The following is a 20059-nucleotide window of genomic DNA, read 5'->3' as shown; positions in this document are numbered from 1 at the left end:
TCTTTTTGAATAAATAGATTGTAGATTTTTTTAAATTTTCTATTTAAAAGAGAAACACCAATATTGGTGTTGTATTGTACTAATTGCAACAGGGTTTGATTTAAGGACAATAAATGAAAATATTAGAAAAATCACTTAAATATAAATACCTACTATTTGTATTTACATTTATTTTTATAATTCTTGCTATGTTATTTTTTATTCAACATAGTATTAACTCTCAAGTTTCGGATGCGCATTTAATTAATATTTCGGGACGTCAACGCATGTTAAGTCAGAACTTAACAAAATTAGCTTTTAAAATAAACTACAATGAGGCTAATAATACTAATAACAACTATATAATAACTTTAGATTCTATTTTAACAGAATGGGAAACTAGACATCGATATCTTCATTCTATAAATAACGACAAGTGGAAAAACGACGCCATAGATTCATTATTGGTGGTTAATGAAAAATATCAAGAAGAAATCTATAGCGCTGGTATGCGTATCGTAGATAATTATGGTGAACTTAATATACAGAACGATGTTGATATAATTTCTAGCTTAGAAGAACCTTACTTACTCAATACAGATATACTAGTTTTAGAATATCAAAAAGCTAACGAACACCATTTAAAAGAATTAAAAGCAAAAATTTACATATTTGTTGGTATAGCTTTACTTATAGTATTAGGTCAATTTTTATTTATGGTGATGCCTAGCACCCGAAAATTATTGGATAGAAATAAGGTTTTAAAGAGAGCTATTACATCGTTAGAGGCATCTGAAGAAAAATTATCACAGAACCTTGATGAACTTAACAAGTTACAATTGGATTTAGAATCAAGAGAAGTTTTTAATAAGACCTTTATCGAACAGATACCCACAGCGGTAGCGATGCTAGACAATGACTTGCGCTATATTTCTGTTTCAGGAGAATGGATTAATGTTTTTAAATTAGAGGATGAAGAGGTTATAGGTAGATTACATTACGATGTGTTTCCTGAAATAAGTGAAGCGTGGCGAGAAATCCATAAACGCTGCCTTAATGGAGAAACAAACCATTGTGATGAGGCCCCATTTGATAGAAAAGATGGAACAGTGCAATGGGTTTATTGGGATACATGCCCTTGGTATAATGAAGATGGTTCCATAGGAGGCATTGTTATAAGCACGGGAGATATCACAAAATTAAAAAATAAGGAAACTAAAAATAAACGCCTAAAGGATATATTATTTAAAATTAATGAAGTTGCAAGAATCGGAGCCTGGGAAGTCGATTTAGTAAATAATAAATCGTATTTAAGTGATGTTGTACGTCAGATACACGGCATATCTAAAGATTATGAAGTTAGTACCGAAAAAGGTATTTTATTTTATAAAGAAGGTGAAAGTAGGGATAAGGTTCTTAAAGCATTGGACGCTGCGGTAAATGAAGGTGAACCTTACGATTTAGAATTAGAATTGGTGAATACTAAAGGGGAGGTAATTTGGGTACGCTCTATTTGTCAAGTAGAATCTTCTAATGGAAAAAGTATTAGACTTTACGGCTTGCTGCAAGATATAAATAGTATTAAACTCTCACAGCAAGCTTTAAAGAAAGCAAATGCAGAATTAAATGCTATATTTAATTCCAAAGCGATTGGATTAGTTACTGCAGATTTAAATGGATTTATAAATAAATTTAATCCAGGAGCAGAGATACTAACAGGATATTCGTCTACAGAGATAATTGGTAAACATAGACCAACATTGTTTCATTTAGATCATGAATTGAGAGCGTTTAAAGAAGATATTGCGAAACGTTATGATAAAGACATAAAAGGCTTTAATCCGCAATTAGAAATGTCTAAGCACAATCATTTTGATATGCGCGAATGGACCTATCTTAGAAAAGATGGAAGTCTATTACCAATTCAACTCACTTTAACTTCAATAAAAGACGAAGAAGATAATCATATTGGGTATTTAGGAGTTTCAACAGATATTACAGAGAAAAAAATTGCTGAGGACGAATTATTACGAAAAAATCAATTGTTAAATTTTGCTGAAGAAATTACCTTAATGGGGAATTGGCAATGGGATACTTTAGCCAATAGCGTACAATGGTCCGATAGTTTGTATAATATTTTTCAACTCGATACAAGTATAAGAGATTTGAGCTTTGATACTTATTTTGATTTTGTACATCCTGATGATAAAGATATTGTTACTGCTTATTTTAATAATATAGAGCATGATAAACGCCTAAATGTGTTTACCCATCGTATCATTTCTGGTGATGGAAAAGTAAAATATATAGAGCTGTTAGGGGAAGTTATTACCAATGAGGATGGTGATATTGTTGAAATGATTGGAACTTGTCAAGATATTTCTGCAACAAAAGCAGCTGAGAAAAAATTATACGATGCACATACACAGCTAAAAGCTATATTCAATTCAGGACCTGTAGCAATAATGTCTTCGGATAACAATGGTATCATAAATCATTTTAATGCTGGTGCTGAATTTTTATTGGGCTATGATGCTGCAGAAATTGTAGGTAAAAAAGAACCGGAATTTTTTCACATTGAAGAAGAATTAGAACGTTTTAAAATAGACATAGCAAAAAAGTATAATAAAGCGATAGAAGGTTTTGACCCTTATAAGGAAATAGCTGAGAATAATGCCTTTGATACCAGAGAGTGGACGTTCCGGAGAAAGGATGGTTCTACATTTCCTGTAGAATTAACATTAACAGCAATTAAAAATGAAAAAGGTGAAAAAATAGGCTTTTTAGGAGTATCTACAGATATTTCTGAAAGAAAGCAATCTCAGTTGGAGCTTCTTAGAAAAAACCAATTATTAAGTTTTGCTGAAGAGTTAAACTTAATGGGAAATTGGCAAATTGATTTTGTAAATGATAGGGTTAAATACTCTAATAACCTTTATCGTATTTTAGGTTTAGCTGATAATGCAGAAGTAACCTATGATACGTATTTGAATTTTGTTCATCCAGAAGATGAAGACATGGTGAATAAACACCGTGATAAGCTTAATGAGGAAAAAATATTTGACGATATCGTTCACAGAATAAAATTAGATGATGGTACAGTAAAAATTGCACAGTTACGAGCTCAAGTAATTACTGATGGTTCTGGTGAAATTATTGAAATATTTGGTACATGCCAAGATGTTACAGCCCAAAGAATGGCAGAAAACAAGTTTAGAGGTTTGTTAGAGTCGGCACCGGATGCTATGGTAATCGTGAATGAGAAAGGAGACATACAGCTCATAAACAAGCAAGCCGAAAAGTTATTTGGCTATTCTGCGGATGATTTATTTGAGGAGTCGGTAGAAGTTCTTATTCCTAATCAGTTTGCTAGTCATTTCAGATTGCAACCAGACACAGAACTTAGCGATAGTGATATAAATGCTTTAGGAGCTGAAAAGGTTAAAGAATTTACAGGAAAAAATAAGGAAGGGAAAGACATACCAATCCAAGTGAGTTTAAGTCCACTTGAAACTGAAGAAGGTCTTTTAATTTCTGCAGCCATTAGAGATATTACCATTCAAAAATCGGCACAATTAAAAATAATCAATGCTAAAAACGATTTAGAACGATTAGCTCAAAAATTGATCATTCAAAATACGCAATTAGCAGATTTTGCACAGATTACATCCCATAATTTGCGTGCACCAGTAAGTAATCTTAATGCGCTCTTAGGGTTTTATAATGACTCAAATGATGATGAGAAAGCGATGTTGTTTAATAAATTTGAAAAAGTAACACAGCATCTTACAAATACGTTAAATATTTTAGTAGAAGCTATAAAAATTAGAAGTGATAAAACAAGACATAAAGAAGATATTAAATTTGAAGACGTCTTAAAAAACACCACTGAAATTTTAGCAGGTGAGATTATTGAAACTAACGCCATAATTAAGACTGATTTTTCAAAAGTTCCAATAATTAATTATGATAAAATTTATTTAGAAAGTATTTTTCTTAACTTGCTCAGCAATACTTTAAGATATAAAGCAAAGGACAGAAATCCTGAAGTTTATATTGAAACAGCTATAAACAACGGTCAAATTGAGTTTAAAATCCATGATAATGGTTTGGGTATTAATTTAGATAGACATGGTGAAAAAATATTTGGTTTAAACAAAGTTTTTCACAGACATCCAGATGCCAAAGGTATAGGGTTATACATGACCAAAACCCAAATTGAAGCTATGGGTGGCACAATTTCTGTTTCGAGTAAAATTAATGAAGGAACCACATTTACAATACAGTTTTAAACATGAGCAATAAATTCAATATATGTATTATTGATGATGATGACATCTACCAATTCACAATTACTAAAATTTTACAATCCCTTAAACTCAACAAAAAAATCATTGCATTTTCTGATGGGGAAGAGGCCTTAGATTTTATGATTGCCAATCTGTATAATGACGATGAATTACCAGACGTTATTTTTTTAGATATCAATATGCCTATTATGGATGGGTTTCAGTTTATGGAAGAATATGTAAAACTTAAACCAAAGTGGAATAAAAAAATAACAATATACATGGTATCGTCCTCTGTAGATCCTGTAGATATTGAAAAAGCCAACAAAATAAGTGATATTTCAGATTATATCATTAAACCTATAAAGCCAAACGAGTTAAAGTCTATAATGGCAAATCTAGAAAAAGAAAAATAGCGCTACAATTGCTATGAAACTAATGCATTGATTAAATCAACATTTACCACATGTTTCCCTTTAAATGGTATGATTGAGACACGTGAATGAAAAAGGGCTTTTGCTCGTGCTGTTTCATGTTGTATTCGGGCTTCGTCTAAATACTCGTCTTCCGTACCATATATTAATTTTACCGCTGTTTCTTTAGGTAGATATTCAAAATTTTTAGGCGTTAATTCTTTTGGTATACCGCCAGAATGTATTACTAATTGATTACATCTTAATTGTCGTTTTGCTAAATATCGCAAAGCAACACTTACACCTTGTGAATATCCTAAAACTATAAAATTAATATTTTCAGGAATTTGTTCAGCCTCTAAAACCGCATCAAAATAATTCATAATATTTTCTGTGCCAGCTTCAGTGTCAACTTTAGTGAGCCAATTGGCGCCAACATGCATTTTAGGTTGAATATAAAATTTGCTTGGAGCTTGTGGTGCAATGATATAATTCTCTTCAGCATTTAATTCATCAAAATATCTTAGAAAATAACGACTCAAATAACCCATACCATGACAAACCAACCAAATCGTTTTTGTGCGTTCATTAAATGTATTTAAAGTAGAGTAGGAGTTAGTGGCTCTATATGTGATTTCTTTCTCTTGTGGAATCATTTTTCTTAGTGGTTTCTGTATCTTTGTAATCGATTCAAAAATACTATTTTTATATGCAAATGAATAAAAAGGACTTCCTAGATAAAGCAAATAGGGCAAGCAAAAATACGCTGATGGAAACCTTAGATATTGAGATGGTGGATTTTGGAGATAATTTTTTAGTGGCCAGAATGCCAGTGACATCTAAAGTGTATCAGCCAGATGGTGTATTACATGGAGGTGCAACTGCCGCTTTAGCAGAAAGTGTTGGTAGTTTTGCATCACATATTTTTATAGATACTGAAAATATGTTTGTTCGTGGTTTAGAAATTACAGCTAATCATCTTAAAAGTGTTTCAGAAGGTTTTATTTATGCTAAAGCTACTTTTTTACATAAAGGTCGTACCACACAATTATTAGATATTAGAGTGACTGACGAAGCTGATAATTTAATTTCTATCTGTAGATTATCTACAATTTCTCTTCCCAAAAAAAAGTAAATAATGGATCAAAATTCATTTTTTGAAGCTATAGAAAATCAGTATGCTAAGCAGTTACCATTTGTAGTTTATAGTAGACCTATAAATTCTGTAATTAAGTGCTGGTTGCAAGAAGATGACACGCTTCACAATGCCGAAAATTTCAAAGAAAGTGGTTTTGTGTTTGCACCTTTTAATATCGAAGAGAAGAGTGTTCTTTTTCCCAAAGCAAATTGTACCTATTTAGAAATAGAATGCAGTGATATAGAAACTAAAACTATTATTCAAACTGAAATTCTTCCAAATGAAACCGAAAAACTTCAGCATATAGCATTAGTTTCAAAAGGAATTAACAGCATTAAAAATCACGATTTACAAAAAGTAGTATTATCGCATTGTGAAACAAAATCACTTCAAAATACAAATCCAATAACCATTTTTAAGCGCCTTTTTAGTACGTATAAAAATGCGATGGTATATTGTTGGTTTCATCCTAAAGTCGGACTTTGGATTGGTGCCACACCAGAGTTATTGTTTAAAGTTGAAGGCAAACGACTCACCACAATAGCATTAGCAGGTACACAGGCATTTAACGAAAGTGAAACCGTAAAATGGGCTAACAAAGAAATTGAAGAACAGCAAATCGTAACCGATTTTATTACAAAACAATTAGAGCCTTACACAAAAACGATGACTGTTTCTGAAGTTGAAACTGTTAAAGCAGGGAATTTATTACATCTAAAAACCAGAATAACAAGTGTTTTAAAGGATGATACTGACTTGAAATCTATTATTGGAGCTTTGCATCCAACACCAGCAGTTTGTGGGTTTCCAAAAGCTAAAGCAAAAGATTTTATCCTTCAGAATGAAAACTATAGTAGAGAATATTATACAGGGTTTTTAGGAGAATTAAACCTTAAAGAAGCTACAACACGAAACACGAATAGACGAAATATTGAGAATAATGCCTATTCTGTTGTAAAAACCCAATCTAATTTTTATGTAAATTTACGATGTATGCAACTCAAAGATTCCAGCGCAAAGATCTATGTTGGTGGTGGCATTACCAAAGATTCTATTCCTGAAATGGAATACGAAGAAACCGTAAATAAATCAAAAACAATAGGTTCGGTTTTAGAATAAAAAATATTAATTTTCAAAAAAGAAACACTTCCTTTTATCATTAGGAGGTTGAGCGTATGATATATTCAAAAATACCTTTATCACAAACCATAGTCACATTATGCAAAACGCATAATTTAAAACATATTATAATTTCTCCTGGTAGTAGAAATGCTCCTTTAACTATTGGTTTTACCAACGATGATTTTTTTAAGTGTTACAGTATCGTTGACGAGCGTTGCGCTGCATTTTTTGCTTTAGGAATTGCTCAGCAACTACAAGAACCTGTTGCTGTCGTTTGTACATCTGGTAGTGCGTTATTAAACTATTATCCGGCAGTTTCAGAAGCCTTTTATAGCAATATTCCTTTAGTTGTTATTTCTGCAGATAGACCAAAACATTTGATAGATATTGGAGATGGACAAACCATAAAACAGAAAAATGTCTATGGAGAGCATGTTTTATATAATGCCAACTTAAAGCAAGATATAAAAGAAGGTGAGAATGCTTATTTGGAAAGTGAAAGACCAATTTTAAAAAGTTTAGAGAATAAGCTTGAACGTTTTTTAGGTCTTCAAAAGGATATACAAACACATAATGAATCTGAAATTCATGATGCCCTCACGGTGTCAAAGTTAAACTTAGGACCAGTTCATATCAATTGTCCATTTGATGAACCCTTATATGAAACTACAGAAGAGTTAATTATAAATCCAAAACCTTTCAAAATTCAAAGCAGAGAGGATAAGATAGATCGTTTTGAAATAAAAAGCTTATTAGATATTTGGCATAGTGCGAAACGAAAAATGATTTTAGTTGGCGTTTTACAACCCAATTCTATTGAAGCACAATGGATTCAAGAAATAGCGGATGATGATAGCATTATTGTATTAACAGAAACGACGTCTAATTTACATCATCCTGATTTTTTTCCGGGAATAGATAAATTGATTGCACCACTAACCGAAGATGATTTTAAAGAACTTCAACCAGATGTGTTAATCACATTTGGGGGATTAATTGTCTCTAAAAAGATAAAAGCATTTTTAAGAACCTATAAACCAGAATTTCATTGCCATGTTGGTTTAACACGAGCTAATGATACTTTTTTTTGTTTAGAAAAACATATAAAATTACGTCCAAACACTTTTTTAAGTACATTTTTACCTCAAGTAACCCATCATACAAAAAGTACTTATAAAAGTTCTTGGCTTGCCATACGCCAAAAACGTAGAAAATTACAAGAGGACTATTTACAAACCCTTCCGTTCTCGGATTTTAAGGCATTTAGTTCGGTTTTAAAAAGCATTCCAAAACAGAGTCAGTTACAAGTTGGAAATAGTTCCGCAATACGATACACACAATTGTTTCAATTAGGGAAAAACATAGAAGTATTTTGTAATAGAGGCACAAGCGGAATTGATGGAAGTACAAGCACAGCAATAGGTGCTTCAACAGTATCAGAAAAGCGTACCACATTTATTACAGGCGATTTAAGTTTCTTTTACGATAGTAATGCACTTTGGAATAATCATATTCCCAAAACTTTTAGAATTATAGTAATTAACAATGAAGGTGGTGGAATTTTTAGAATTTTACCTGGTGAAAAAAACACAGAAAATTTTGATCACTTTTTTGAAACCAAACATCATTTATCGGCTAAGCAATTATGTGATATGTTCAGTTTTGAATATGCTGTAGCTAAAGATGAGAAGCAATTAGATGAACAATTAGAAACCTTTTATAAAGGCACTAAACGTCCTAAATTATTAGAGATATTTACACCATCGCGCATTAACGACAAAATTTTATTAGATTTTTTTAGATATATTAAGTAATTGGCAAAAAATAATTAAGTTGTGACTTTTTGATTTTAATTGTGTCTAAAAAGTAGTACCTTTAAGAGGTTATTTATTAAACTTTAAAACAAATAGAAAGATGAGTAAAAGAGATGATTTAATCGTAAAGTATGCGGCAGATTTAAAAGACAAATGTGGTGTTAATCCAGATATGGATTTATTAACTAAAGTAACTGTAGGTTTAGGTCCTTCAATTTACAATGCAGATTCTTCTACAGTTTCTGGTTCTGATGCGAAAGAATTAGCAACAGTAAAGAATAACTTTTTAATCAAGAAATTAGGTTTAGAAGATAGTGCTGAATTAGATAAAGCTATTGATGGAGTAATGGAAACATACGGTCGTTCTAATAGATCTAAGTATAGAGTAGTGGTTTATTATTTATTGGCTAAGCACTTTAAAAAAGAAGCTGTTTATTCTTAAATAGAATTCATATATATAATGAAGCGTTATAATTTTAAAGTTATAACGCTTTTTTTATGCTTAATATATTTCACTATCCAGTCAAATTCTTATTATATCTCGTAAAAATATATTTACCTTTGCAGTATGATACACTTAGGCGAATACAATACATTAGAAATTTTAAGAGATACAGAACCTGGACTGTTTTTAGGTGATGGTGAAGATGGTGAAGTACTTTTACCAAATAGATATGTGCCAAAAGTGTTCGAAATTGGTGATAACATTGAGGTTTTTGTTTACTTAGATAACGAAGAACGACCAGTTGCCACAACAGATCAACCTTACATTAAAAAAGGAGATTTTGCCTTGTTACGTTGTAATCAAATTACTGATTATGGAGCGTTCCTTGATTGGGGTTTGGTAAAGGAATTATTCTGTCCTTTTAGAGAGCAAGCCTTTAAAATGAAAGCTGGAGGCTGGTATTTAGTACATTGTTACTTAGATGATGAAACCGAACGTTTAGTGGCGTCTAGTAAAACGAATCGTTTTTTAGATAATAAAGAGTTGACAGTTGCTCAGTTTGACGAGGTAGATCTTATTGTTTCTCATCCTTCAGAATTAGGAATGAATGTCATTGTAAATAAAACCCATTTAGGTTTAGTTTTTAATGATGATATTTATAAAGATATTAGTGTTGGAGATAGACTAAAAGGAATTGTTAAGAAAGTCCGTGATGATAATAAATTAGATATTTCATTAAATCAAATTGGCTATAGAAATATTGAGCCTAATGCAGAGCATATCCTAAATGAGTTGCATGATAATGGTGGTTTTTTACCAGTGCATGATAAATCGAATCCAGAAAAAATTAAGGATTTACTTCAAATGAGTAAAAAGAGTTTTAAAAAGGCGATTGGTTCATTATATAAAGAGCGTCAGATAGAAATAAAAGAAGACGGTATTTATTTATTATAGATAGCGCTATTGGGATTAGCTAAAGTTTCTTCAACCCAATCCAAAGCATTTTCGAAATTGTGGAATACTTTTTTATTAAATTTAAAGAAGTGACTTTCTATTTCAATTATACGTTTAGTACGATTACTGTAAGCGACTATAGCATATGCTATTGCATTATTAAATGTTTTATTAAATAGTTCTGCATCATTAAGGTTTATTGAATATGAATTAATTCTATTTGCGATAAAACCAAATGGTTGATCTTTAAAATTTTGTTCTATAATTTGAGAAAGTTCCTTAAAATTTTCGAAATTAATATCAACACCTTCATCAAACTCGGTGACGATATAATTTTGATATAAAAATATCCGTCCTAATTTTAAATGATAAACTTTATAGTCTTTATTATAAATGTCTGGATTGTAATTCATTGTAAATTAATAGTCTGTATGCTAAACGCGTGCAAATATATTATGCTTGCATAATAAAATCAAGTAAAAATTAGAGTTTATTATATTATTATTAATTTCTTATTTTTACGGTCAAAATAGTAATAAATATGAGCCATATAGATTGGAAAGTTGCCAAGTCTTATGAAGATATAACTTATCATAAGTGCAATGGCGTTGCCAGAATTGCATTTAATAGACCCGATATTCGAAATGCCTTTCGTCCAAAAACCACTTCAGAACTTTATGATGCGTTTTATGATGCAGGTGAAGATGTCAATATTGGAGTTGTGCTTTTAAGTGCAGAAGGGCCTTCGACTAAAGATGGTATTTGGAGTTTTTGTTCTGGTGGAGACCAAAAGGCGAGAGGACATCAAGGCTATGTAGGTGAAGATGGTTACCATCGTTTAAATATATTAGAAGTTCAACGATTAATTCGTTTTATGCCAAAGGCTGTGATTGCAGTTGTGCCAGGCTGGGCTGTTGGAGGTGGACACAGTTTACATGTGGTTTGCGATTTAACATTAGCTAGTAAAGAGCACGCCATCTTTAAACAAACAGATGCCGATGTTACAAGTTTTGATGGAGGCTATGGTTCTGCCTATTTAGCAAAAATGGTTGGACAGAAAAAAGCCAGAGAAATCTTTTTTTTAGGACGCAATTATTCTGCCCAAGAAGCTTTTGATATGGGAATGGTGAATGCAGTTATTCCACACGAAGAATTAGAAGATACAGCCTATGAATGGGCACAGGAAATATTAGAAAAATCACCAACATCTATAAAAATGTTAAAGTTTGCCATGAATCTTACAGATGATGGTATGGTTGGGCAACAAGTATTTGCAGGAGAAGCCACGAGATTAGCTTACATGACAGATGAAGCTAAAGAAGGTAGAGATGCATTTTTAGAAAAAAGGAAGCCTAACTTTCCAAAAAAATGGATTCCTTAATCTAAACTAGAATTACATGGAAAAAATTAGACCATGGCTTTCTGCCATGCGATTAAGGACTTTGCCACTTTCTGTTTCTGGAATTATCCTTGGAGGATGTTTTGCTTACTATAATGGTCACTTTAATCAATGGATTTTTATTTTTGCTTTATTAACCACTATCAGTTTACAAATACTATCTAACCTAGCAAATGATTATGGCGATGGTGTGCGAGGTACAGATAATGATGAGCGCGTAGGTCCACAACGTGCCATACAAAGCGGTGCCATTACTCCAGATGAAATGATGGATGGCATAAAACTTAATGTCATTATCGTTATAATTAGTACAATGGTTCTTATTTGGAATGCATTTGCTCCTGGTAGTATTCTAAATATTTTATTGTTTTTATTGCTTGGTGGACTTTCAGTTTATGCGGCTTTAAATTATACCATGGGTAAGTCACCATACGGATACCGTGCACTTGGGGATGTTTTTGTGTTTGTGTTTTTTGGATTGGTTAGCACATTAGGGAGTTATTTCCTTTTTATGCATACTATTGACCATGTTGTTATTTTACCAGCAATCTCAATTGGTCTGTTAAGCATGGGTGTGTTAAACTTAAATAATATGAGGGACATTGAATCCGATACCAATGCCGGAAAAATTACATTAGCAATAAAATTAGGAAAAAAAGATGCTAAACGTTATCATTTTGCACTTATCATTGGTGCCATGTTAACAACAATGCTGTTTTCAATACTGTACTATGTAGAGCCTTATAACTTTCTGTATTTAGTTGCTTTTATACCTTTATTAATTCATGTTAAAAAGATTAAAGGAGCAAAGAGTGCTAATGATTTTGATAGTCAATTAAAGGTTTTAGCATTATCTACGTTCCTTATGGCAATTCTTTTAGGAGTTGGTTATATTTTATATTAGATGATTTATACGTCGTTCTTATTGGAAATAATTATAAAACTTAAGCCCGTAAATGCTTAAGTTTTTTTATTTTAACACTTTAATTAATAATTATATGAAAAACCTATTTACGTTAATCTTATTATTTGTATTTACAATTATTAATGCTCAAAACACAACCTTAAATGTCAGCGAAAGCGCAGAATACAAGGATAAAGAAAAAGCTATAGATGTATTAACGATTCATACTACTGAATATGGATTAACAGGCATCGTTAGAGAGAGTAAGCATGATATATTGTTTGATGTTTTTGACAATAACCTTAATAAAACTCATAACCTAGTAGTAAAAAGTGACAAAAAGGAAAGGTATATAGGCGAAGTTGTCTATGGAGATGAGATTAAAGTGTTTACGGTCTTCTCGCCTAAGGCAAAAGAGCGTTTGGTTTACTGTCATACATTTAATATAAAAAGTGGATCACATAGCAAAAAGAAATTATTCGAAGCTACGGTAGCAAAAAAAAGGTTCTTATTTGGCAATCGACAAGATCGTCAAACTAGTATCGATATATCCCCAAATGGAAAATATTTGGCAATGGCTACAGATAATATTTATAAAGATGTAAATGATTATGCCATAAGAGTGTTTGATGCTACAACCTTAGAGCACATATATACTAAGAGCTATCAAAAACATGAAGAAAAATACTTTCAACATAATGATATTTCTATAAATGACGAAGGCGTGGTATTTGTATTAGGAAAACTTTACGAAAATGGCAAAAGAGAAAAGAAAAAAGGAGAAGCTAACTATAGTTTTATTTTAAATAAGATTACCGAAAAAGCAAACGAAGAAGTATCTATAAGTCTGGATGATCAGCATATTAGAAACTTAAGGATTTCAATAGTTGATAATAAATTGCACCTCATTGGTTTTTATTCAGAAGAAAGAACTGGTAGGATTAAAGGAGGCTGTAACTTTATCATTGATTCTGTTAACTTCTCGGTTGCTAGTAAAAATAATTATGAGTTGCCTTTAGATGTATATGAAGATTTGTACGGAGATAAAAAAGGCTCAAGAAAAAAAGAAAAAGGAAAAGAACTGACTAATTTTTACATCGATTATGTTTTAAAAGATTCACAAGGTAACACGTATTTATTGGCAGAAGAGTTTTATATCACTCAAACTTATGTTTCTACAGGGATGAATAATGGTTATTGGCAAACCGTCTATCATTATGATGATATCCTTATTTTTAAATTTGGTGTCTCTGGAAATTTAGATTGGGGAAGAAGTATCTTCAAACGCTCTAATTCACCCTCTTATAATGCATTTTTAAAAGATGAAGAATTGCATGTTCTTTTAAATTCTGGTAAAAACCTTCTCGAAAAGAATGATGGCAGAACTAAAGTATCCAAAGGTTGGTTTGAATCGTCATCACTCTACGATATTGTTTACAACAGTACTGGAGAAGTAATATATAGCAAGATTCAAGATAATAAAGGCAAAACCTATTATCAACCTTTTTACGGAACTTATCAAGATGGAAAATTCATTATGATGAGTGATGGTCGAAAGAAAAGACAATTTATGATTTTACAATAGCGTAAATATATAATTATGAAAATTACATTCTACGGTCATGCCTCTTTAGGTATTCAAATTAAAGACATTTACATTTTAGTCGATCCTTTTATAACAGGAAATGACAAAGCCTCGGACATAGATATAGAGACATTAAAAGCGGATTATATTTTAGTCACACATGCCCATCAAGATCATATTTTAGATGTTGAAGCCATTGCGAAGCGCACAGGTGCAGTAATTGTGTCTAATTTTGAAATCGTTACATATTTTCAAAACAAAGATTTAGAAGGTCATCCTATGAATCATGGAGGCTCTTGGGATTTTGAGTTTGGGAATCTTAAATATGTTAATGCCATTCATACATCTTCTTTTCCAGATGGATCTTATGGAGGGCAACCTGGCGGATTTATTATTGAAGGAGAACATAAAACCATATACATAGCAGGTGATACAGCCTTAACTATGGACATGAAGTTAATTCCGATGCAAGTTAATCTCGATTTAGCAATTTTACCTATTGGTGATAATTTTACAATGGGTATTGATGATGCTATTCTGGCCAGTGATTTTATAGAATGTGATAAAGTTCTAGGATATCATTTTGATACTTTCGGTTATATTGAAATTAATCATGAAGAAGCCAAACGAAAATTCTTCGATAAGGGTAAGGATTTAATGTTATTAGATATTGGTGAACGAATAGAACTGTAAACGTTTTGATGTTTAGAACGATAATTATCATAACTATATTTAAAGATATTTGGCAACGTCGTTAGAAACATATCCACCAGAGTAGCTAACGTAGACATGTTCTCTTAAACCAAAAGAAAAAGTACAACACCATTCTTAGAGCGACAAAAGAGAAGGCTTAATTTGGATTTTAAATGATGGTAAAGATTAATTCTAAATCGTAATTTTTCCGTGTTGAGTTGTGAAACAAATTTAACTGTATCTTTGCAGCACTATGGAAATGAATAAACTTACAGATTGGTTACCCACAACAAACAAAGAAGTAAAAATTAGAGGTTGGAAAGAACTCGATGTTATACTTTTTAGTGGAGATGCTTATGTGGATCACCCATCATTTGGACCTGCCGTAATTGGTCGTATTTTAGAAAGTTATGGACTTAAAGTGGCTATAGTGCCACAGCCGAGCGTAAACGATAATCTACAAGATTTTACCAAGCTAGGAACCCCAAAATTGTTTTTTGGAGTTACAGGTGGTTGTATGGATCCAATGGTGAGTAATTATACAGCTAGTAAAAGACGTCGCGATAAAGATGCCTATACTCCAAATGGTGATATAGGATTTAGACCCGATTATGCGACATCTGTATATTCAAATATTCTAAAAGAAAAATTCCCAGATGTTCCAGTGTTAATTGGAGGTATTGAAGCGTCTTTACGTCGTGTAACGCATTACGATTATTGGAGTGATAAACTTATGCCATCTATTTTAGAAACTTCTAAAGCAGATATGTTGGTGTATGGAATGGGTGAACAACCTTTGCGAGAAATTGTAGAGTTATTACAAAAAGGCGTGCCTTTTTCTAGCTTAACGACTATTAAACAAACTGCTGTTTTAGTCGATAAAAATGAAGCTATTCCTAAGAATAAAAACTGGGATGATGTGGAAATTCACTCACATACTGTTTGTTTAAATGACAAGAAAAAATTTGCTTCTAACTTCAAGGTTATAGAACAAGAATCGAATAAGTTGAAAGCAAAACGAATTTTTCAAAGTATAAATGATAGAACATTAATCATTAATCCACCATTTCCAACGATGTTGGAAGAAGAGATTGATGCCTCTTTTGATTTGCCTTACACAAGATTACCGCATCCGAAATATAATAAGCGTGGACCAATTCCTGCGTTTGAAATGATTAAGTTTTCAATTAACATACATCGCGGATGTTTTGGAGGTTGTAGTTTTTGTACTATTTCTGCACATCAAGGAAAATTTATTGCAAGTCGTAGTCAAGAATCAGTATTAAGAGAAGTTGATAAAGTGGCTAATATGCCAGATTTTAAAGGCTATTTATCAGATATTGGTGGGCCTTCTGCCAATATGTATAAGATGAAAGGAAAAGTGCAATCCATTTGCGATAAGTGTGTGGCACCTTCTTGTATTTCACCTGTGATTTGTAGTAATTTAGATACATCTCATAAGCCATTAACTGAATTGTATCAGGCAGTTGACAAGCATCCTAAAATTAAAAAATCATTTATTGGTAGTGGTATTCGCCATGATATGTTGGTGCCAGAATTTAATAAGAATGCTGATCCTAAAGAATTAGACGACTATACGGAAGAAGTAATGACTAAGCATATTTCTGGTCGTTTAAAAGTCGCGCCAGAACATACTTCAGATCCTGTTTTAAAGTTGATGCGTAAACCATCGTTTAAATATTTTCATAAGTTTAAAGAACGTTTCGACAAGATTAATGTGGCGAAAAACTTAAAGCTGCAGTTGATTCCTTATTTTATTTCAAATCATCCAGCGTGTGAAGTGGAAGATATGGCAAATTTAGCTGCAGAAACTAAAGATATGGGTTTTCAATTAGAGCAAGTACAAGGGTTTACACCAACGCCAATGACGGTTGCAACAGTTATTTACTATAGTGGCTATCATCCTTATACGTTAAAACCAACAAAAACACCAAAATCTCGAAAGGAAAAAGAGGAACAACATCGCTTCTTCTTTTGGTATAAAAAAGAAAACAAAGATTGGATTAGAAAGACCTTAAATAAAGTAGGTAGAGACGATTTATTAACTGTGTTGTTGCCAGAAACTAAAGAAAAAGGCTGGAAAAGCGTTAATTTGAAAGCTGTAAAAAACACCTTTGATGATGCTATTCCATCTACGGATTCAAATTTTTCAAAAGGTTCTCGTCGAAAAAAGAAACGCAAATCAAGACCAAAAAGACGTTAAAAAAGTAGATTGTAATGTCAAACCTTGAAGTTATAGTTGAAACCAATGATCTTATAATCGTCAATAAATCAGCAGGACTTATTACTGAAAAAAGTCTTTATGAAAATAACACGGTTGAGGATCAGGTATTCAATCATCTCATTAAAAGTAAACGAAAGCCTTATGTTGGTGTTATTCATCGATTAGATCGTGTCACAAGTGGTGTGCTGATTTTTGCCAAGAAAAAAAGCATTCTAGTTGCATTTAACACGTTATTTAGCAGTCGAAAAGTTCAAAAAACGTATTTAGCAGTTGTTAAGAATAAACCTTTAAAAAGCAAAGGTAACTTGGTTAATTTTCTCGTGAAGAATAACTTAGAAAAAAGAGCAGATATTGTTCAATCAAAATCAAAAAACACTTTAGATTGTAGGCTTTCTTACAAGGTAATTGATCAAAACGATTTTGGTTACCTTTTAGAAATACAACCAAAAACGGGTCGATTTCATCAAATAAGAGCGCAATTGGCACATATTGGACTTCCTATTCTAGGAGATGAAAAATATGGATCGGATCAAAATTATTTACCATTAGCTGTTTGTCTTCACGCGTGGAAAATAACCTATAAAGATTCTGATTCTGAAGATATGAATACTTTTGTAGCACCATTACCGAATAATAAATTTTGGAAATTCAAATCCATTTAAGCCTACCTTACGTGGCTTCTCAGAATAACTTTATGTAGCAAGCGTTTCGGAAATACGGAACTTCTAAATCATTTCTCTAGTGGTTCCTTGTGTACTATGAGATGAACCAACACTATTAAAGCTTTAATGGCCAGTATAGTATAAACAAATCTTAGACAAATCTTTGTTATATTATTTTAATATTTATCATGTTGTATGTCGTTTCCTATCCATTGTTGTTTATTAATAATGAAATATGTGAATATTATCGAATAATCTATGAATATATATAAATAATATGTAGGTTTAGGATTATAATCACCTGTATGTCAAAATCTTATTTTATAGTTTACTGGTATTCTATAAAATATACTATAGAGGATTCGATTAAGATTTAGAACCTTATGAAAATTATTTTCTTTGCAAGATATTTACCGGCTGAAGGTTCTACCACCCATATATATGCATTAGCTGAGAACTTTATCAAACGAGGAAATGAAGTTTACATATTATCTAGAGGTCCTGGTCAGGATTACAATGCTCTAAAGTTATTTGAGAAAGCTAAAGTAAACGGAGTTCAATTTGTCAAAGTCCCTTTTCCTCTTTACAATAAAATTAATTATTTCACGAGATTCCAACAATTACTATCATATATCACTGCGACACCATTTGGCTTATTTCAATTATATAAAATAAAGCCTGATATTGTACATGCGCATTATCCTGTGACGACATATTTAGGTGCTATATACAGATTAATGTCTGGTAAAAAGTTTATTGTAACGCATCATAACATGAATATTCCTAAACATTTTTTAAATAAAAAAGGGGATTATGCTATAGCGATTAGTAGAGAATTAGAATCAAGTTTAGTTTCGGATTATAACTATGATAAAACTGCTGTGAAACTTATATTCAATGGTGTTAAAAATCATAAACAACCGCTTGATAGAAATGCAATTCAAAAGTTAAAAGAGCGTTACAAAATACCTGCAAATCATATTATATTTGGTTTCGTCGGAACAATCGGTAAGCGTAAAGGCATAGATATTTTAATTCATGCAATTGAACGCTGTAAACACTTAAAAATGCATCTTATTATTCTTGGAGATGGTAATATTGAATGGTTAAACAGTTTAATCAATGCGTGTGAAGTAAGACATCTAATTACGTCAATTCCTTTTAGTGATCCTTCCGATATCTATAATATTATAGATGTATTAATTCTTCCATCGAGAGTTGAAGGTTTTCCTTTAGTACCATTGGAAGCAATGATGATGAAAAAACCAGTAATTCGTTCGAATATACAAGGAGCTCTAGATCAAATTATTGAAGGAGAAACAGGCTTCCTTTTTGAGTCTGAAAATTTTCTTCAATTAGCGGATATAATTGAAGACATCACTTTAAATCCCGACGTTTTACATGGCATGGGTGAAAAAGCATATGACCATTCGGTTAATAATTTTTCAGAACATTTAATGATTGATAAATTGCTTGAAGTTTATAAGCTAACAGCTTTAAAATAATGAAAGTGCTATCATTATTGATTTTTTCTACTTAACCACTCATTACGCAAGTCATCACTAACTTTCCCACTTCCATCATGTTTCCAACCAGGTGATTTAAAGAGATAAAGCAATCTGTGTTTTAAAGACATACGTCCGGTAAACGCATCTTTCAATAATTGCCACCATTCAATAAAAGCAATCTTAATTGGGTTGTAGCTTTTAATATTTGTTACTAAACCATAGATTACTTTTTCATCGTCTAGTTCAGGTTGAAAAGTACCAAATAAGCGATCCCAAATAATTAAAATTCCGGCATGATTACGATCTAAATAAATTGGATTACTGCCATGATGCACTCTGTGGTGTGATGGGGTATTAAAAACAGCTTCAAACCATTTTGGCATTTTGTTAATGGCTTCCGTATGAATCCAAAATTGATACAATAAGCTAATAGACATTTGTAATAATATCATTGCAGGATGAAAGCCTAACAACGGTAACCACAACCAAAATATAAACGTATAAAAACCACCAGACCAAGTTTGTCTCAGAGCAGTGCTTAAATTATAATGCTCTGAAGAATGATGAACGACATGTGATGCCCAAAATAATCGACATTCATGCGATACACGGTGAAACCAATAATATGCCAAGTCATCTGCAAAGAATATGAATAAAAACGACCACCATGCTACAGGAATTGTAAACAGTCTAACGTTGTCATAAACCCAAAAGAAGACTAATATAACTAGGGCTTTACTTGCAAACCCTAAAATGACATTGCCCAATCCCATAGCAATAGATGAGAAGGAGTCTTTAGTTTCATACGTGTTAATGTGTTGTTTTGTAGTTATATATAATTCTAACAACATGGCCAATACAAAAAAGGGTATGGCATATAGAATAATATTTGGGAAATCAGGCATTAAC

Annotated in this window: 17 protein-coding genes; 14 read left to right on the top strand and 3 right to left on the bottom strand. The window is 31.9% G+C overall.

Annotated features, from left to right (window positions below; genetic code table 11):
* Positions 1-113 precede the first annotated feature (113 nt).
* Together HM992_RS13315 and HM992_RS13310 are read left to right on the top strand one after the other, a co-directional pair.
* Complete coding sequence (locus HM992_RS13315; protein WP_179320016.1) at positions 114-4271, top strand: PAS domain S-box protein; 4158 nt, start codon at positions 114-116, stop codon at positions 4269-4271.
* Positions 4272-4273: 2 nt separating this feature from the next.
* The gene (locus HM992_RS13310) at positions 4274-4684 is read left to right on the top strand and encodes a response regulator (RefSeq protein ID WP_178985459.1); all 411 of its coding nucleotides are present in this window, start codon (positions 4274-4276) and stop codon (positions 4682-4684) included.
* 11 nt (positions 4685-4695) lie between these two features.
* On the opposite strand, the gene HM992_RS13305 is transcribed toward HM992_RS13310, so the two are convergent.
* The gene (locus HM992_RS13305; RefSeq protein WP_179320015.1) at positions 4696-5337 is read right to left on the bottom strand and encodes an alpha/beta hydrolase; all 642 of its coding nucleotides are present in this window, start codon (positions 5335-5337) and stop codon (positions 4696-4698) included.
* A 53-nt stretch (positions 5338-5390) separates the two neighbouring features.
* Between HM992_RS13305 and HM992_RS13300 the strand changes: the two genes are divergently transcribed.
* From HM992_RS13300 to HM992_RS13280, 5 genes are all read left to right on the top strand, one after another.
* Positions 5391-5816, top strand: a complete 426-nt coding sequence (locus HM992_RS13300) for a PaaI family thioesterase (protein ID WP_179320014.1) — start codon at positions 5391-5393, stop codon at positions 5814-5816.
* 3 nt (positions 5817-5819) lie between these two features.
* Positions 5820-6938, top strand: a complete 1119-nt coding sequence (locus HM992_RS13295; RefSeq protein WP_179320013.1) for a chorismate-binding protein — start codon at positions 5820-5822, stop codon at positions 6936-6938.
* A 56-nt stretch (positions 6939-6994) separates the two neighbouring features.
* Positions 6995-8755 (top strand): 2-succinyl-5-enolpyruvyl-6-hydroxy-3-cyclohexene-1-carboxylic-acid synthase, encoded by a 1761-nt coding sequence (menD, locus tag HM992_RS13290; protein WP_179320012.1) that lies wholly within the window; start codon positions 6995-6997, stop codon positions 8753-8755.
* Between the two features lie 100 nt (positions 8756-8855).
* Entirely contained in the window at positions 8856-9197 is a 342-nt protein-coding gene (locus HM992_RS13285; RefSeq protein WP_178985454.1) for a DUF2853 family protein, read from the top strand.
* Between the two features lie 126 nt (positions 9198-9323).
* A complete protein-coding gene (locus HM992_RS13280; RefSeq protein WP_178985453.1) occupies positions 9324-10154 on the top strand; it encodes a CvfB family protein in 831 nt (276 codons plus the stop codon).
* Here the strand turns inward: HM992_RS13280 and HM992_RS13275 are convergent.
* Entirely contained in the window at positions 10142-10567 is a 426-nt protein-coding gene (locus tag HM992_RS13275; protein WP_178985452.1) for a hypothetical protein, read from the bottom strand. The two genes, HM992_RS13280 and HM992_RS13275, sit on opposite strands and share 13 nt — an antisense overlap.
* Positions 10568-10695: 128 nt before the next feature.
* Between HM992_RS13275 and HM992_RS13270 the strand changes: the two genes are divergently transcribed.
* The 7 genes from HM992_RS13270 (at position 10696) to HM992_RS13240 (ending at position 19147) form a co-directional block, all read left to right on the top strand.
* Positions 10696-11535, top strand: a complete 840-nt coding sequence (locus HM992_RS13270; protein WP_179320011.1) for a 1,4-dihydroxy-2-naphthoyl-CoA synthase — start codon at positions 10696-10698, stop codon at positions 11533-11535.
* Positions 11536-11551: 16 nt separating this feature from the next.
* A complete protein-coding gene (gene menA, locus HM992_RS13265; RefSeq protein WP_179320010.1) occupies positions 11552-12457 on the top strand; it encodes a 1,4-dihydroxy-2-naphthoate octaprenyltransferase in 906 nt (301 codons plus the stop codon).
* 94 nt (positions 12458-12551) lie between these two features.
* Positions 12552-14042 carry a hypothetical protein gene (locus HM992_RS13260; RefSeq protein WP_179320009.1) on the top strand — a complete coding sequence of 497 codons (1491 nt, stop codon included), beginning with the start codon at positions 12552-12554 and terminating at the stop codon, positions 14040-14042.
* A gap of 15 nt (positions 14043-14057) precedes the next feature.
* A complete protein-coding gene (locus HM992_RS13255; RefSeq protein ID WP_178985448.1) occupies positions 14058-14735 on the top strand; it encodes a metal-dependent hydrolase in 678 nt (225 codons plus the stop codon).
* A 253-nt stretch (positions 14736-14988) separates the two neighbouring features.
* Positions 14989-16959 carry a YgiQ family radical SAM protein gene (locus HM992_RS13250; RefSeq protein WP_178985447.1) on the top strand — a complete coding sequence of 657 codons (1971 nt, stop codon included), beginning with the start codon at positions 14989-14991 and terminating at the stop codon, positions 16957-16959.
* Between the two features lie 14 nt (positions 16960-16973).
* Positions 16974-17642 carry an RluA family pseudouridine synthase gene (locus HM992_RS13245; protein WP_179320008.1) on the top strand — a complete coding sequence of 223 codons (669 nt, stop codon included), beginning with the start codon at positions 16974-16976 and terminating at the stop codon, positions 17640-17642.
* Between the two features lie 383 nt (positions 17643-18025).
* Positions 18026-19147 carry a glycosyltransferase family 4 protein gene (locus HM992_RS13240; RefSeq protein ID WP_179320007.1) on the top strand — a complete coding sequence of 374 codons (1122 nt, stop codon included), beginning with the start codon at positions 18026-18028 and terminating at the stop codon, positions 19145-19147.
* A 14-nt stretch (positions 19148-19161) separates the two neighbouring features.
* Here HM992_RS13240 and HM992_RS13235 read toward each other — a convergent pair whose 3' ends face one another.
* Positions 19162-20055 carry a sterol desaturase family protein gene (locus HM992_RS13235; RefSeq protein WP_179320006.1) on the bottom strand — a complete coding sequence of 298 codons (894 nt, stop codon included), beginning with the start codon at positions 20053-20055 and terminating at the stop codon, positions 19162-19164.
* Between the last annotated feature and the right edge of the window lie 4 nt (positions 20056-20059).

It is taken from the genome of Winogradskyella helgolandensis (genome assembly GCF_013404085.1).
Taxonomy (GTDB): Bacteria; Bacteroidota; Bacteroidia; order Flavobacteriales; family Flavobacteriaceae; genus Winogradskyella; species Winogradskyella helgolandensis.
Note: the sequence above shows the minus strand (reverse complement) of the source record. Positions and strands in the feature narration are given on the sequence as shown.

Excerpts from the sequence above, each read along its gene's own strand:
- HM992_RS13260 (WP_179320009.1), top strand. The coding sequence starts at position 12,552 with ATGAAAAACCTATTTACGTTAATCTTATTATTTGTATTTACAATTATT.
- HM992_RS13240 (WP_179320007.1), top strand. The coding sequence starts at position 18,026 with ATGAAAATTATTTTCTTTGCAAGATATTTACCGGCTGAAGGTTCTACC.
- HM992_RS13310 (WP_178985459.1), top strand. The coding sequence starts at position 4,274 with ATGAGCAATAAATTCAATATATGTATTATTGATGATGATGACATCTAC.
- HM992_RS13255 (WP_178985448.1), top strand. The coding sequence starts at position 14,058 with ATGAAAATTACATTCTACGGTCATGCCTCTTTAGGTATTCAAATTAAA.
- HM992_RS13250 (WP_178985447.1), top strand. The coding sequence starts at position 14,989 with ATGGAAATGAATAAACTTACAGATTGGTTACCCACAACAAACAAAGAA.
- menA (WP_179320010.1), top strand. The coding sequence starts at position 11,552 with ATGGAAAAAATTAGACCATGGCTTTCTGCCATGCGATTAAGGACTTTG.
- HM992_RS13295 (WP_179320013.1), top strand. The coding sequence starts at position 5,820 with ATGGATCAAAATTCATTTTTTGAAGCTATAGAAAATCAGTATGCTAAG.
- HM992_RS13305 (WP_179320015.1), bottom strand. The coding sequence starts at position 5,337 with ATGATTCCACAAGAGAAAGAAATCACATATAGAGCCACTAACTCCTAC.
- HM992_RS13300 (WP_179320014.1), top strand. The coding sequence starts at position 5,391 with ATGCAAATGAATAAAAAGGACTTCCTAGATAAAGCAAATAGGGCAAGC.
- HM992_RS13315 (WP_179320016.1), top strand. The coding sequence starts at position 114 with ATGAAAATATTAGAAAAATCACTTAAATATAAATACCTACTATTTGTA.
- HM992_RS13280 (WP_178985453.1), top strand. The coding sequence starts at position 9,324 with ATGATACACTTAGGCGAATACAATACATTAGAAATTTTAAGAGATACA.
- HM992_RS13245 (WP_179320008.1), top strand. The coding sequence starts at position 16,974 with ATGTCAAACCTTGAAGTTATAGTTGAAACCAATGATCTTATAATCGTC.
- menD (WP_179320012.1), top strand. The coding sequence starts at position 6,995 with ATGATATATTCAAAAATACCTTTATCACAAACCATAGTCACATTATGC.
- HM992_RS13235 (WP_179320006.1), bottom strand. The coding sequence starts at position 20,055 with ATGCCTGATTTCCCAAATATTATTCTATATGCCATACCCTTTTTTGTA.
- HM992_RS13275 (WP_178985452.1), bottom strand. The coding sequence starts at position 10,567 with ATGAATTACAATCCAGACATTTATAATAAAGACTATAAAGTTTATCAT.
- HM992_RS13285 (WP_178985454.1), top strand. The coding sequence starts at position 8,856 with ATGAGTAAAAGAGATGATTTAATCGTAAAGTATGCGGCAGATTTAAAA.
- HM992_RS13270 (WP_179320011.1), top strand. The coding sequence starts at position 10,696 with ATGAGCCATATAGATTGGAAAGTTGCCAAGTCTTATGAAGATATAACT.